Below are 13,672 nucleotides of genomic sequence, written 5' to 3'. Positions count from 1 at the left end.
GCGACGAATTAGGGGAAGACGCAATACTATAATTAAATGTCGCGTCATACCAAGAGGGGGTTTCGTCGCCGATGTTTCAGGCAGTGTCGTAACCCATTGGTCAGAAGCTTTTTTTATACGTTACACAAGGGTTTTACACTGCCTGCCAGCGCCTTGGCAAACCCGGCAGCGGCCCCGCGGCGAATCGCTGCGCCTGATGCCTGAAGATTCACGCGACAAACCTCACTGGTCGCCAGGCCGGGTCAGGCTCATAGTCGGTTGATCCCAGACACCCGAGCAAGAGGTGGCCATGAACAAGACCCAGCATCACCGTGCCTGTCATCTATGTGAAGCCATCTGCGGCTTGACCCTGGAGATCACCCACGAACCCGATGCCGCCCCGCGCATCACTTCGATCAAGGGCGACCCCGAGGACAGCTTCAGCCGCGGCCATATCTGCCCCAAGGCGGTGGCCTTGCAGGATATTCAGAACGATCCGGATCGCTTGCGTGCGCCACACAAGCGCGTCGCTGACAGCTGGCAGGCGATCAGTTGGGAGGAAGCCTTCGAACTGGCCGCGCAAAAGCTCTGGGCCATCCAGCAGGCCCACGGGCAGAACGCCGTGGCCGTCTATCAAGGCAACCCGAGTGTGCACAACTACGGGCTGATGACCCACAGCAACTACTTCCTCGGCCTGCTCAAGACCCGTAACCGCTTCTCTGCCACCTCGGTGGACCAGCTTCCGCATCACCTGACCAGCTACCTGATGTACGGCCATGGCCTGCTGCTGCCGATCCCGGACATCGACAACACCGAGTTCATGTTGATCCTTGGCGGCAACCCACTGGCCTCCAACGGCAGCATCATGACCGTGCCGGACGTCGAGAAGCGCCTCAAGGCAATCCAGGCCCGCGGCGGCAAACTGGTGGTGGTCGACCCGCGCCGTAGCGAGACGGCGGCCATGGCCGACCAGCATGTGTTCATCCGTCCTGGCGGTGATGCGGCGCTGCTCTGCGGCCTGCTCAACACTTTGTTTGCCGAGGGCCTTACCCGCCAATCGACATTGCCGGTCGATGGTCTGGACGAGGTGCAAGCGGCGATCGCGCCGTTCACCGCCGAGACCATGAGCCCGCTGTGCGGCGTCGATGCCCAGGTAATTCGCCAATTGGCCCGGGACTTTGCCGCCGCCGACAAGGCGGTCTGTTACGGGCGCATGGGCGTCTCGACCCAGGCCTTTGGCACCTTGTGCCACTGGCTGGTGCAGTTGATCAACCTGGTCAGCGGCAACCTCGACCGCGTGGGTGGCGCCCTGTGTACCGAGCCTGCGGTGGATCTGGTGGCCAGTACGTCGGGTGGGCATTTCAATGTCTGGCAGAGCCGGGTCTCCGGGCTTCCCGAGTACGGCGGCGAATTGCCGGTGGCGGCCCTGGCCGAAGAGATGCTGGTCGAAGGGGAAGGGCAGGTTCGCGCGCTGGTGACGGTCGCGGGTAACCCGGTGCTGTCCACGCCCAATGGCCGGCAGCTGGAGCGGGCCCTGGACGGCCTTGAGTTCATGCTCAGCATCGACCTGTACATCAACGAAACTACCCGTTACGCCGACCTGATCCTGCCGTCCACCTCGGCACTGGAGAACGATCACTACGACACCACCTTCAACCTGTTCGCGGTACGCAATGTCAGTCGCTTCAATCGGGCCATGCTGCCCAAACCCGAAGGCGCCTTGCATGACTGGGAGATCTTCGTCGGCCTGGCCAAGGCCTTTGCCGCTCTCAGCGAGAAGCCGTTGAAGCCGACCTTGCCGCCGGCGCAAATGATCGATATCGGCTTGCGCCAGGGCCGATATGGGGATGCTTCGGCGTTCAAACTGTCGCTTGAGACCCTCGATCAGTACCCGCATGGCATCGACCTGGGCCCGCTGCAGCCGAACCTGGCTGCGCGTTTGAAGACGGCTAACCAACGGGTTCAAGCCGCACCGCCGGAGATTCTCGGCGACCTGCAGCGCTTTGCCGGGCAACAGCCGCTGGCGGCGGATCAACTGCTGCTGATCGGTCGTCGCCATGTACGCAGCAATAATTCCTGGATGCACAACTACCATCGCCTGGTGAAAGGCAAGCCGCGTCACCAGCTGTTGATGCATCCGGATGACCTGGCCGGCCGCCAGTTGCAGGATGGCCAGCGGGTGCGGGTCAGCTCGCGGGTCGGGGAAATCGAGGTCGAGGTGCAGGCCAGCAGCGACATGATGCCGGGGGTGGTCAGCTTGCCCCATGGCTTTGGCCATGCCCGTGCCGGGGTGCGCATGGAGATCGCCCAGGGCCAGCCCGGCGCCAGCGCCAACGACCTTACCGATGAGCGCCAGCTGGATGCGGTGTCGGGCAATGCGGCGCTCAACGGCGTGCCGGTGCAGGTGGTTGCGGCCTGATATCGGCAAGGCCGAGCGTCCTGCTCGGCTTTCCGATACAATGCGTCACCGTGCCGACAACCAGGTCGGAAAGTTCAGCCGCGAGGTGCTTCATGGATATCATTGAAACAATCAAAGAGCAGATTGCCAACAACACCATTCTGCTTTACATGAAAGGCTCGCCGAATGCCCCGCAGTGCGGTTTTTCGGCCAAGGCGGCGCAAGCCGTGATGGGTTGTGGCGAAAAATTCGCTTACGTGGATATCCTGCAGAATCCGGAAATCCGCGCCAACCTGCCAAAGTACGCCAACTGGCCAACCTTCCCGCAACTGTGGGTTGCCGGTGAGCTGGTCGGCGGTTCCGACATCATGGCCGAAATGTTTGCCAACGGCGAACTGCAGACCCTGATCAAGGAAGCTGCAGCCAAGGCTGAGGCAGCCAAGGCCTGATTCCAGGTTTGGTCAAAAAAAAGCCCCGCAGTGCGGGGCTTTTTTGTGCCTGTAGGGCAGGGCGTTGAACTTACTCGCCCATTTGCGACTGCAGGTAGTTCTCCAGCGTGACCTTGTCGATCAGGCTCAGCTGGGTTTCCAGCCAGTCGATGTGCTCTTCCTCGGCTTCGAGAATGTCTTCGAGCAGCTCACGGCTGCCGAAGTCGCCGACGGTCTCGCAGTGGGCGATGGCGGCCTTGAGGTCGACCAGGCCTTTTTGCTCGATCTTCAGGTCGCACTCAAGCATCTCTTTGGTGTGCTCGCCAATCAGCAACTTGCCCAGGTCCTGGACGTTGGGGATGCCTTCGAGGAACAGAATACGCTTGATCAGTTTGTCAGCGTGTTTCATCTCTTCGATGGATTCTTTGTACTCGTGCTTGCCGAGCTTCTCCAGACCCCAGTCCTCGTACATGCGTGCATGCAGGAAGTATTGGTTGATTGCGACCAGCTCGTTTCCGAGGATCTTGTTGAGATGCTGGATGACGCTAACGTCGCCTTTCATGATGGGGTCCTGCCCTGTAAGTGTGTCTATAAAGGCAAGTCTGAGCCTCGCAACTTCTACTGTCAAACCTAAGTTATTGAATAATAAATGAAAATTAATCGGAATAAGAATGTTTGTGTTCCGCGTTAAACCTCTAACTACTTGAATTACAGGCATAAAAAAACCGGACACTGGGTCCGGTTCTTGGAATTCGCTGAATTATGCTGCAGTAAATTCTACAGGATAGGGCAGGGCAGCCTGGCTGACCTGAAGCTCGGTGAGGGTTTCGCGCACTACCTGCTTGGCCAGGCAGGCACATTTGCCACACTGGCTCGCCACGTTGGTGGCGGTTCTGACTTCCTTGTAGCTGCAGCATCCTTCATAGATCGCATCGCGGATCTGTCCGTCGGTCACACCAACACAAAGACACACATACATAGGGCTGACCATCGCTGGTTAAGGCTCAATGCGAAGAAGCTTAATGTTAATGAGAATGCTTGTCAAAACTCTTTCTGCAAGGCGCGGACTAGAGCGACCAACGGCAGATTGTCGAGCATTCGGACTGAAATTCGGCGAGTCGCGCCGGGCGGTGTATGATGGTCGGCCATTTCGATGCCGGGCCGCTGCATGCTGGCCTGTGCAAGATGATTCCACCCCATCAGGAGATATCGCATGAGCGTACTCGTTGGCAAAAATGCCCCGGACTTCACCGTTCCAGCTGTTCTGGGCAACGGCGAAATCGTCGACAGCTTCAACCTGGCTTCGGCCATCAAGGGCAAGTACGGCCTGGTGTTCTTCTACCCGCTGGACTTCACCTTCGTCTGCCCGTCCGAGCTGATCGCCCTGGACCACCGCATGGCCGAATTCAAGGCGCGCAACGTTGAAGTGATCGCCGTGTCGATCGACTCGCACTTCACCCACAACGCCTGGCGCAACACCCCGATCAATGCCGGCGGCATCGGTCAGGTCCAGTACATCATGGCTGCCGACATGAAGCACGACATCGCCAAGGCCTACGACGTAGAGTCCGAAGGCGGCGTAGCTTTCCGTGGTGCTTTCCTGATCGACGACAAGGGCGTTGTTCGCTCGCAGATCGTCAACGACCTGCCGCTGGGCCGCAACATGGACGAGCTGCTGCGTCTGGTCGACGCCCTGCAATTCCACGAAGAGCACGGCGAAGTCTGCCCTGCCAACTGGAAAAAAGGCGACAAGGGCATGACCGCTTCGCCAGAAGGCGTTGCTGCTTACCTGAGCGAGAACGCTGGCAAGCTGTAATTGCCAGGCATAAAAAAACCGGCCTTGATGGCCGGTTTTTTTATGCCTGAAGGAGCGGGCTTGCCCCGCGATAGCATTCTGCATGCTATATCGCATCGCGAGGCAAGCCCGCTCCAACATCAGTCGTTGAAGTCCTGCCAGCCGCCCATTTCTTTCCAGCGGTTGACGATGCCGCAGAACAGCTCGGCGGTCTTCTCGGTGTCGTAACGCGCCGAGTGCGCCTCACGGCCATCGAAGTCGATGTCGGCGCTCTGGCAGGCCCGCGCCAGTACGGTCTGGCCATAGGCAAGGCCGGCCAGGGTGGCGGTGTCGAAGCTCGAGAACGGATGAAACGGGTTGCGCTTCATGTCGTGGCGGGCCACGGCGGCATTGAGGAAGCCCAGGTCGAAGCTGCTGTTGTGGCCGACCAGGATCGCCCGTTTGCAGCCATTGGCCTTCAGCGCCTTGCGCACGCCACGGAAGATGTCGGTCAGGGCCGACTCCTCGCTGACCGCCATGCGCAGCGGGTGGTCGAGCTTGATCCCGGTGAACTCCAGGGCAGCCTGTTCGATGTTGGCGCCTTCGAACGGCTCGACGCGGAAGAAATAGGTGTGTTCCGGAAACAGGAAGCCTTTTTCGTCCATGCCGATGGTGACCGCGGCGATCTCCAGCAGGGCGTCGGTTGCGCTGTTGAAACCGCCGGTCTCAACATCGACAACTACTGGCAGGTAACCGCGAAAGCGTTCAGCCATTGGGTGGCGCGAACCGCCGCCATGACCTTCCTGGTCGTCTTCGTACTGATCTTCGCTCACGCAGTTTCCTCCAGCAGGCGCCAGCGCAGTTGCTCACCGGCGCGCAGCGGGATAACGGTCTGCTCGCCGAACGGCAAGCTGCTTGGGGCGGTCCAGCTGTCGCGGACCAGGGTAATGCTATCGGTGTTTACCGGCAGGCCGTAGAAGGCCGGGCCGTGCAGGCTGGCGAAGCCTTCGAGCTTGTCCAGCGCATTGCGTTGTTCGAACGCTTCGGCGTACATCTCGATCGCGGCATAGGCGGTGTAGCAACCGGCACAGCCACAGGCGGCTTCCTTGGCGTGCTGGGCGTGCGGAGCCGAGTCGGTGCCGAGAAAGAACTTGCTGCTACCGCTGGTGGCGGCGTCCAGCAAGGCCACCTGGTGGGTGTTGCGCTTGAGGATCGGCAGGCAATAGAAGTGCGGACGAATTCCGCCTACCAGCATGTGGTTGCGGTTGTACAGCAGGTGCTGGGCAGTGATGGTCGCGCCAACGTTGGCCGGGGCCTCGTTGACGAACTGCACGGCGTCGCTGGTGGTGATGTGTTCGAACACTACCTTGAGGGTCGGGAAGCGCTCGACCACGCGGCGCAGGTGTTCGTCGATGAACAGCTTTTCGCGGTCGAACACGTCGATTTCGCTGCGGGTCACTTCACCGTGCACCAGCAGTGGCATGCCGACCTCGGCCATGGCTTCGAGCACCGGGAAGATCTTGTCGACGCTGGTTACACCGGAGTCAGAGTTGGTCGTCGCGCCAGCCGGATAGAGCTTGGCGGCGTGGACGAAGCCGGTGGCCTTGGCCGCGCGGATTTCCTCGGGCTGGGTGCGGTCGGTGAGGTACAGCACCATCAGCGGCTCGAAACGGCTGCCGGCAGGGCGTGCGGCGAGGATGCGCTCGCGGTAGGCACCGGCTTCGGCGGCGTTGCGCACCGGTGGTACCAGGTTGGGCATGATGATTGCGCGGGCAAAGGTGCGCGCAACGTCGCCGACGGTATGCGGCAATACAGCGCCATCACGAAGATGGATGTGCCAGTCGTCGGGACGCAGGAGGGTCAGGCGGTCGGACATTGGGGATTCCAGGCGGGTCGAACTCAAGGTGAATGCTACCGGAAAAGCCGGTTACGAGCACTCGCTATCAAGTTTTGCCGCGACCGACCGATAGCGTGCAGGTATACCGTGAAAATCTGTGGAGCCGCCCGTGCGCCAGCGTTATCTAGCCCTGCTCAGTGTGTTTGCCAGCATGCCCGCCATGGCACTCACCTTCCAGACCCGTCTGGAGAACATCGAGTGGAAGGTCGAAGGCGATCAGTTCGAATGTCGGCTGGTTCAACCCATTGCCGATTTCGGTAGCGGCGAGTTTGTCCGCCGTGCCGGTGAACAGCCGACTTTCCAGCTGCGTTCAAGCAGCAATGTACTGGGTGCCGGCTCCGCCACTCTGCTGGCGGCGGCTGCGCCGTGGCAGCCCGGGCGGGGCGATATCAACCTGGGCGCGGTGCGCATGGCCCGCAGCGGTGTGCTTTTTACCAGCTCCCAGGGCCAGGCCAGCCGCCTTATCAACGGTTTGCTCGATGGACGCAGCACCGTGGTGCGCAACGCTGCCGGTGAAGCCGGGCGGACCATGGAAGTGCGGGTGTTGCCGGTCAAGTTCAACAAGGCCTACGGAGATTATCAGGCCTGCGCGGCGAAACTCCTGCCGATGAACTATGACCAGGTGCGCCAGGCGCGGGTCGGCTTTCCGGGCGGTGGTATTGACCTGGATGCCGATGCCCGGGCACGCCTGGACGTGATCCTCGACTTCCTCAAGGCCGACCCGACGGTCAACCACGTCGAGCTCGACGGCCACTCCGACAACAGCGGCAACCGCCTGACCAACCGCGATCTGTCGCGGCGCCGGGCGCTGGCGGTGATGGAGTACCTCAAGGCCCACGGCGTTCCCGAAGAGCAGATCACCGTGCGCTTTCATGGTGAGCGCTATCCGCTGGCGCGCAACAACACCGCGGCCAACCGCGCGCGCAACCGGCGGGTGAACATTCAGCTCGATCGGGTGACGCCTGTCGAAAAAACGGTAGCAAAACCCGTTGAGCCGGCAGCCAAACCGCCGGCCACGCCTGCTGCCGTAGCCGATACTGTCAAGCCCGCAAGCAAGTCCTGAGCTGCGACCGTCCGTCGCGCTCTCGACAGTTCCTGTCGCTTTGTCGTCACAAGCTGTCGCCCCACTGTAAATTTTGTCGCAAGGCCGGTAGAATCGACGGCTTTCCGTACAACCCCGTGGAGTGATGGCATGGCGGACGTAAAAAAGGTCGTACTGGCGTATTCCGGCGGCCTTGATACTTCGGTGATTCTCAAGTGGCTGCAGGATACCTACAACTGTGAAGTGGTGACCTTCACCGCTGACCTGGGACAGGGCGAAGAGGTCGAGCCGGCCCGCGCCAAGGCTCAGGCCATGGGCGTCAAGGAAATCTACATCGATGACCTGCGCGAGGAATTCGTACGCGACTTCGTGTTCCCGATGTTCCGCGCCAACACCGTCTACGAAGGCGAGTACCTGCTGGGTACTTCCATCGCTCGTCCGCTGATCGCCAAGCGCCTGATCGAAATCGCCAACGAGACCGGCGCCGATGCCATCTCCCATGGTGCGACCGGCAAGGGCAACGACCAGGTACGTTTCGAGCTGGGTGCCTACGCGCTCAAGCCAGGCGTCAAGGTCATTGCGCCATGGCGTGAGTGGGACCTGCTGTCCCGTGAAAAACTGATGGACTACGCCGAGAAGCACGGTATCCCGATCGAGCGTCACGGCAAGAAGAAGTCGCCGTACTCGATGGACGCCAACCTGCTGCACATCTCCTACGAGGGTGGTGTACTGGAGGATACCTGGACCGAGCACGAAGAAGACATGTGGCGCTGGACCAAGTCGCCAGAAAACGCCCCGGACGTTCCGACCTACCTGGAACTGACCTACCGCAACGGCGACATCGTTGCCCTGGACGGCGTTGAAATGTCGCCAGCCACCGTACTGGCCACCCTCAACCGCATCGGCGGCGAGAACGGCATCGGTCGCCTGGACATCGTCGAGAACCGTTACGTCGGCATGAAGTCGCGCGGCTGCTACGAAACCCCAGGCGGCACCATCATGCTGCGCGCCCACCGGGCGATCGAGTCGATCACCCTGGACCGCGAAGTCGCTCACCTGAAGGATGAGCTGATGGTCAAGTACGCCAGCTTGATCTACACCGGTTACTGGTGGAGCCCGGAGCGTCTGATGCTGCAACAGATGATCGACGCTTCGCAGGTCAACGTGAACGGTGTGGTACGCCTGAAGCTGTACAAGGGCAACGTCATCGTCACCGGCCGCAAGTCGGACGACTCGCTGTTCGACGCCAACATCGCCACCTTCGAAGAAGATGGCGGCGCGTACAATCAGGCAGACGCAGCGGGCTTCATCAAGCTCAACGCCCTGCGCATGCGCATTGCGGCCAACAAGGGTCGGACCCTGATCTGATCATTGCTGCCTGTGAAAGAACCCCGGCTTGCCGGGGTTTTTTTTAGCTGCAGGTTGCACTCAAGGCTGGGTTTCGCTCGATGATTGAGTCTGCAGAGTGGTTTGCGCCCCGGTGTCGAGGTTGTACAGAATCCATTTATTACACGGCAGCCGCGAGGGTTGGAGTGCCTGTAGGGCGAAGTATTTCATCAGGTGAGTTGCTGCAGGCCCGCGCAGGGTGATGATCACTGTACTTTGTTCGGAAATATCCGGAAGCATATGCGTTGCGTTAATTGTTTCAGCTTGTATGCTCGCTGAACTTGCGCGGAGATCCTCGGTTGCGGATGTTTCAGGCAAGGCGGGTATATACATGGGCCTGACCACCGGAGCAGGGCCGGTGATTGTGCCGGGCGCCGGCTCGCTAATGTCGGGTGAGTAAAGGGATTTATAGTTGAAGTTCAAGGTAAGAAAGAACAACACCGTGAGGAAGAACGGGAATCCCACCAGGAACCAAGTGTAGGTACTCTGGCTATCCTCGCCCAGAAATGGCAAAGAGGCCAGTGCCGACGCTTCGATGATGCCCGCGAAAATGGCAATGATCGTCAGTGGGCTTTTCGGCTCGGCTTTACTCATACAGCTCCCCTTGCGTTCAGCGATTGCACTGCGGTGTGAGAGCAGGGTTTAGCATCTCCGACGGTATTCGGACAGCGTGGCGCATTTCACGGCTTGGCAATATATCCCGGGTTACGTAGGGCGGTATTTCGTTGCTGGGGGATTTTGTTTTTATCAAACAAGCCTATAGGACATTTCCTTCAGGTAATTAAGCTAAGTTTCATAGGTGGTTTCTATATCTGGTGCTACCTTTATCCAATAAGTGTTGGAGGCTTTGTGCGTGTGCTCCAATGCTATTTTGCAAAGTATCGTTATTTAGGTGCTTTGTAGGATAATTCTTTTAAGGCTGTAGGCAGTGTCCTTGTATGCAATTGCTGGTTAATGGCGCAATACAATATGTCATGTAACTAGGCTATTGTGCGGACTCAAAAAATAGAACAGCGAACAATTGGATTTGCCCATGAATAAAGTCCTGATCGTGGATGATCATCCGGTCATTCGCCTGGCTGTACGCATGTTGATGGAGCGGCATGGTTATGAAGTCATTGCGGAGACGGATAACGGCGTGGACGCGTTGCAGTTGGCGCGGGAGCATGGCCCGGACATCGTCATTCTGGATATCGGCATCCCCAAGCTTGATGGCCTGGAGGTCATCGCCAGGTTGACCGCCAATAATGCCGGTATCAAGGTACTGGTGCTGACGTCCCAGGCACCCGGGCATTTTTCCATGCGCTGCATGCAGGCAGGGGCAGCCGGGTATGTCTGTAAGCAACAGGATCTCACCGAGTTGCTCAGTGCCATAAAGGCGGTGCTTTCCGGCTACAGCTATTTCCCGAACCAGGCGCTGCATTCGGTACGGTCGAACCTCGGTGGCTCAAGCGAGGCTGATATGGTCGAGCGCTTGTCGGGGCGGGAAATGATGGTCCTGCAGCAACTGGCGCGGGGCAAGACCAACAAGGAGATCGCCGATGGCATGTTCCTCAGCAACAAGACGGTCAGCACTTACAAGACGCGTTTGCTGCTCAAGCTCAATGCACGCTCGCTGGTTGACCTGATCGAACTGGCCCAGCGCAACGGTCTGGTTTGATACACCCAGAAACAACAAAGCCTCCAGCAAGGAGGCTTTTTGATTAATAGACGTCGATCCGTCAGAGGTCGAAGTCGTAATCGGCCAATTGCTTCTGCAAGCGCCGCTCTTCCAGCAGGTTATCGATGGTGCGGCGTTTGCTCAGGTTGGTTTTCGCCACTTCAACCTGGGGCTCGTCATCTGCATCTTCAGTGCCGATGTCGTCTACTACCTCTACATCCAGGTCTTCTTTATCGGTGCTCATAAGTCACTCCAAGCCAAGAGGGCCATTGGCGCACCTTATAGCGAGAATTTCTGAGCGGGTAAAAAAGATTTTTTCAATCGACTGGGCAGTGTTTTCACTATCCGCTCAATCGTCCGAGGTTTTCTGCTTGTACTCGCACAAATCTTCGATGCGGCAACTTCCACAGCGGGGCTTGCGTGCCTGGCACACATAGCGGCCATGCAGGATCAGCCAGTGGTGAGCGTCCAGCAGGTAAGCCTTGGGCACGAACTTCATCAAAGCCTTTTCGACCTCCAGAACAGTCTTGCCCGGGGCTATGCCGGTGCGGTTGCTGACCCGGAAGATATGCGTGTCGACGGCCATGGCCATTTGCCGAAACGCAGTGTTCAGCACCACGTTGGCGGTCTTGCGGCCAACTCCGGGCAGGGCTTCCAGCGCTTCACGGGTTTCCGGCACCTGGCTGCCATGCTGCTCGACCAGCAGGCGACAGGTTTCGATGACGTTTTTCGCCTTGCTGTTGTACAGGCCGATGGTCTTGATGTATTCGGACAGGCCTTCAACGCCCAGGGCGTAGATCGCTTCCGGGGTATTGGCGACCGGATACAGTTTGGCCGTGGCCTTGTTCACGCTGACATCGGTGGCCTGGGCCGAGAGGATTACCGCAATCAGCAGTTCGAAAGGATTGGTGTAGGCCAGCTCGGTTTTCGGCTCGGGGTTGTCTTCGTGCAGCCTGCGAAAGATTTCCAGGCGTTTGGCGGCATTCATGGGGTCAAAGCTTTCCTTGACGACGTGAAGGGGCCCGCCTCTGGCGAACCCGGTTATACAAGGCCAGTAACAGGCCCAGAAGCATTAGCGCACCCGGCAACAGGCTGGCCAGGCGCAGATTGGCAAATTCGCCCAGCAACTGTCGCGTGAGCCCCATGGCAATGCACAGCGAGGCGAATCCTGCCAACGTCATCGCAGCAGTACGCCAGCGGGCATTGTTACCCAGGGCAAACTCGAACAGCAGGCATTGTACGGCGATCAATGCCGGATAGGGGGCCAGTGCCAGCGACAGCGGCAGGGCCCAGGCGCGCAGGCCCAGTTCCAGACAGGTGACCAGCAAGGCTGCCAGCAGCACGCTGGCGAACAGCTTGGCGCTACCGTCCAGCACCTTGCGCAGCGGTGTCATGCACAGCCGGTGCAGGCCGATGACCAGCAGGCTGCACAGCGCAATGGCACTGGCCTGCAGCAACGTCTGGGTAGCTCCCAGCAAGGGTGCCAGGCTTACGGCGGCGAGCCATGGTCTATTCATCGGCGCCTCCAGCGAGTAGCTGCTGACGGTGCTCGTCGAAATAGCGCAGGGCATCGTGGGTAGCCTGAATGACTGCGCGTGAGGTGACGGTAGCGCCGGCCAGTTGATCGAACTGGCCGCTATCTCGCTTGAGCGCCCAGGCTGTATCGGCAATGCTTTGCCGGCTGCTGCCGACAAAACCCTGCAGCCAGGTGTTGCCGGGCTCAACCAGCTTGCCGCCCAGGCCTGGGGTTTCCTGTTGCTGCAACACCTTGACGCCGATCAGGCGACCGCCCTCGTCAATGGCAATCAGCAGGTCGAGCGGGCCGCCGTAGCCCTGGGTTTGACTATGCAGCACGACCGCGCGGGGCTGGCCCTTCAGGGTCGCCAGATAGCCTGCGAGCAGGCGGCTGTGATCCAGGGTGGCGGCCCCCAGGCGCAGGGGGTGTTGCAGCGGCTGGTTGTCGTAACGCTGTTCTGGCAGCACGCTCAGCCAGCGCTGGGCTTTGAGCTGTTGCTCGGCTTCAGTGATGCGCGGGGCGGTGAACTGCTGCCAGAGTACCGTGCCGCCTACGGCCAGCACGATGAGCGTCAATAACAGCAGCGCGGTGCGTATCGATGAGGTGTTCATTGCGTCTGCCCACGCTCTGCCCAGCGCTCCAGCGTCGGAACGCATAGATTCATCAACAATACCGCGAACGCGGCGCCGTCGGGATAGCTGCCCCAGGTACGGATCAGGTAGATGAGCAAGCCCGCGCCGATGCCAAACAGCAGCTTGGCCCTTGGGCTTTTCGGCCCTGATATCGGCTCGGTGACGATGAAAAACGCTGCCAGCATGGTAGAGCCGGACAGCAGATGCAGCAGCGGCGAGCCGTTGGAGTCCGAGCCCGAGCCGTTCCAGCACACCAGGCTGATCAGCATCAGGCTGGCCAGCAGGCCGACCGGGGCGTGCCAGCTGATGACCTTGCGCTGCAACAGCAGCAGGCCGCCGAGCAAAAAGGCCAGGTTGACCGCTTCGCTGCCCCGGCCACCCAAGCGCCCGAAGCCCGGATGACTGGCGAACAGCTCATCCATGGTCAGGCTGCGGTTGTTGCGCAGGCCGTCCAGTACCGTGGCTTGCGCCCAGGCATCCGGCTGGCTGCCGGAACCAAGGCCGAATACCTGCTGCAGCGTGTCTGTCAGTCCAAGCACCTGAGTGACCGGCCACTGGGTCATATGCTGTGGAAACGCCAACAACACCAGCGCATAGCCAACCATTGCCGGGTTGAACAGATTCTTGCCGACACCGCCGTAGAGTTGTTTGCCCAGGGCAATGGCGCTGCTGGCGGCAATCATTGGCAGCCACCAGGGGACGTAGGCGGGCAGTGCTGCCGTCAGCAGGACGGCAGTGACCAGGGCGCTGCCGTCGTTCAGTGCGGGCAGGCTCGGCCGTTGTTGCAGTTTCAGTAGCATCGCTTCGCTTGCCAACGCGGCACTGGCGCACAGCAGCAGATTCAGCAGCAGCCCCCAGCCGTGCAGCCACAATAAGGTCAGCAACCCTGGCGCACAGGCCAGCAGCACCAGGGCCATGGTGCTGCGCAGGCGCTCGCGGTTATCAGCCGCGGCCATCGCC

The 13,672-nt window shown here is 60.0% G+C and carries 17 protein-coding genes; 6 read left to right on the top strand and 11 right to left on the bottom strand.

Translation table 11 applies throughout. The features are described from left to right. Positions 1–289: 289 nt before the first annotated feature. Complete coding sequence (locus LOY45_RS20775) at positions 290–2,398, top strand: molybdopterin oxidoreductase family protein (protein ID WP_258578284.1); 2,109 nt, start codon at positions 290–292, stop codon at positions 2,396–2,398. A 92-nt stretch (positions 2,399–2,490) separates the two neighbouring features. Beyond that, the gene (gene grxD, locus LOY45_RS20770) at positions 2,491–2,826 is read left to right on the top strand and encodes a Grx4 family monothiol glutaredoxin (protein WP_028943477.1); all 336 of its coding nucleotides are present in this window, start codon (positions 2,491–2,493) and stop codon (positions 2,824–2,826) included. Positions 2,827–2,896: 70 nt separating this feature from the next. Here grxD and bfr read toward each other — a convergent pair whose 3' ends face one another. From bfr to LOY45_RS20755, 3 genes are all read right to left on the bottom strand, one after another. Continuing rightward, positions 2,897–3,367 carry a bacterioferritin gene (gene bfr, locus LOY45_RS20765; protein ID WP_115085621.1) on the bottom strand — a complete coding sequence of 157 codons (471 nt, stop codon included), beginning with the start codon at positions 3,365–3,367 and terminating at the stop codon, positions 2,897–2,899. A gap of 198 nt (positions 3,368–3,565) precedes the next feature. Beyond that, entirely contained in the window at positions 3,566–3,784 is a 219-nt protein-coding gene (locus LOY45_RS20760; protein ID WP_115085622.1) for a bacterioferritin-associated ferredoxin, read from the bottom strand. Positions 3,785–3,846: 62 nt separating this feature from the next. Then, complete coding sequence (locus LOY45_RS20755; protein ID WP_167458864.1) at positions 3,847–4,020, bottom strand: hypothetical protein; 174 nt, start codon at positions 4,018–4,020, stop codon at positions 3,847–3,849. Between LOY45_RS20755 and LOY45_RS20750 the strand changes: the two genes are divergently transcribed. Continuing rightward, positions 4,019–4,621 (top strand): peroxiredoxin, encoded by a 603-nt coding sequence (locus LOY45_RS20750; RefSeq protein ID WP_010221038.1) that lies wholly within the window; start codon positions 4,019–4,021, stop codon positions 4,619–4,621. The genes LOY45_RS20755 and LOY45_RS20750 overlap by 2 nt on opposite strands. Positions 4,622–4,740: 119 nt before the next feature. On the opposite strand, the gene rnt is transcribed toward LOY45_RS20750, so the two are convergent. Both rnt and pyrC read right to left on the bottom strand, forming a co-directional pair. Beyond that, positions 4,741–5,352 carry a ribonuclease T gene (gene rnt, locus LOY45_RS20745; RefSeq protein ID WP_267954172.1) on the bottom strand — a complete coding sequence of 204 codons (612 nt, stop codon included), beginning with the start codon at positions 5,350–5,352 and terminating at the stop codon, positions 4,741–4,743. A gap of 56 nt (positions 5,353–5,408) precedes the next feature. After that, positions 5,409–6,455 (bottom strand): dihydroorotase, encoded by a 1,047-nt coding sequence (gene pyrC / locus LOY45_RS20740; protein ID WP_115085624.1) that lies wholly within the window; start codon positions 6,453–6,455, stop codon positions 5,409–5,411. 130 nt (positions 6,456–6,585) lie between these two features. On the opposite strand from pyrC, the gene LOY45_RS20735 reads away from it, so the two are divergent. Both LOY45_RS20735 and LOY45_RS20730 read left to right on the top strand, forming a co-directional pair. Beyond that, positions 6,586–7,539: a flagellar protein MotY gene (locus LOY45_RS20735; protein WP_258578283.1), complete on the top strand. Its 954-nt coding sequence runs from the start codon at positions 6,586–6,588 to the stop codon at positions 7,537–7,539. A gap of 129 nt (positions 7,540–7,668) precedes the next feature. After that, the gene (locus LOY45_RS20730; protein ID WP_115085626.1) at positions 7,669–8,886 is read left to right on the top strand and encodes an argininosuccinate synthase; all 1,218 of its coding nucleotides are present in this window, start codon (positions 7,669–7,671) and stop codon (positions 8,884–8,886) included. 60 nt (positions 8,887–8,946) lie between these two features. On the opposite strand, the gene LOY45_RS27075 is transcribed toward LOY45_RS20730, so the two are convergent. Further along, the gene (locus LOY45_RS27075) at positions 8,947–9,498 is read right to left on the bottom strand and encodes a hypothetical protein (RefSeq protein WP_415842479.1); all 552 of its coding nucleotides are present in this window, start codon (positions 9,496–9,498) and stop codon (positions 8,947–8,949) included. Positions 9,499–9,937: 439 nt separating this feature from the next. Between LOY45_RS27075 and LOY45_RS20720 the strand changes: the two genes are divergently transcribed. Next, a complete protein-coding gene (locus LOY45_RS20720; protein WP_115085627.1) occupies positions 9,938–10,564 on the top strand; it encodes a response regulator transcription factor in 627 nt (208 codons plus the stop codon). 61 nt (positions 10,565–10,625) lie between these two features. Here LOY45_RS20720 and LOY45_RS20715 read toward each other — a convergent pair whose 3' ends face one another. The 5 genes from LOY45_RS20715 to LOY45_RS20695 form a co-directional block, all read right to left on the bottom strand. Then, complete coding sequence (locus LOY45_RS20715; protein WP_115085628.1) at positions 10,626–10,808, bottom strand: PA3496 family putative envelope integrity protein; 183 nt, start codon at positions 10,806–10,808, stop codon at positions 10,626–10,628. Positions 10,809–10,913: 105 nt separating this feature from the next. Beyond that, positions 10,914–11,552, bottom strand: coding sequence for an endonuclease III (gene nth / locus LOY45_RS20710; RefSeq protein WP_115085629.1), 639 nt, complete (start codon positions 11,550–11,552; stop codon positions 10,914–10,916). 4 nt (positions 11,553–11,556) lie between these two features. Next, a complete protein-coding gene (locus tag LOY45_RS20705) occupies positions 11,557–12,081 on the bottom strand; it encodes an Rnf-Nqr domain containing protein (protein WP_115085630.1) in 525 nt (174 codons plus the stop codon). Continuing rightward, positions 12,074–12,691 (bottom strand): RnfABCDGE type electron transport complex subunit G, encoded by a 618-nt coding sequence (locus tag LOY45_RS20700; RefSeq protein WP_258578282.1) that lies wholly within the window; start codon positions 12,689–12,691, stop codon positions 12,074–12,076. The genes LOY45_RS20705 and LOY45_RS20700 overlap by 8 nt, the downstream gene beginning before the upstream one ends. Next, positions 12,688–13,668, bottom strand: coding sequence for an RnfABCDGE type electron transport complex subunit D (locus LOY45_RS20695; RefSeq protein WP_134061539.1), 981 nt, complete (start codon positions 13,666–13,668; stop codon positions 12,688–12,690). Before LOY45_RS20695 ends, LOY45_RS20700 begins: the two co-directional genes overlap by 4 nt. Positions 13,669–13,672: the final 4 nt, after the last annotated feature.

This window comes from Pseudomonas wadenswilerensis (assembly GCF_024749185.1).
Lineage (GTDB): Bacteria > Pseudomonadota > Gammaproteobacteria > Pseudomonadales > Pseudomonadaceae > Aquipseudomonas > Aquipseudomonas wadenswilerensis.
The sequence above is the reverse complement of the archived record's forward strand: the minus strand, read 5'-3'. Positions and strand labels throughout refer to the sequence as shown.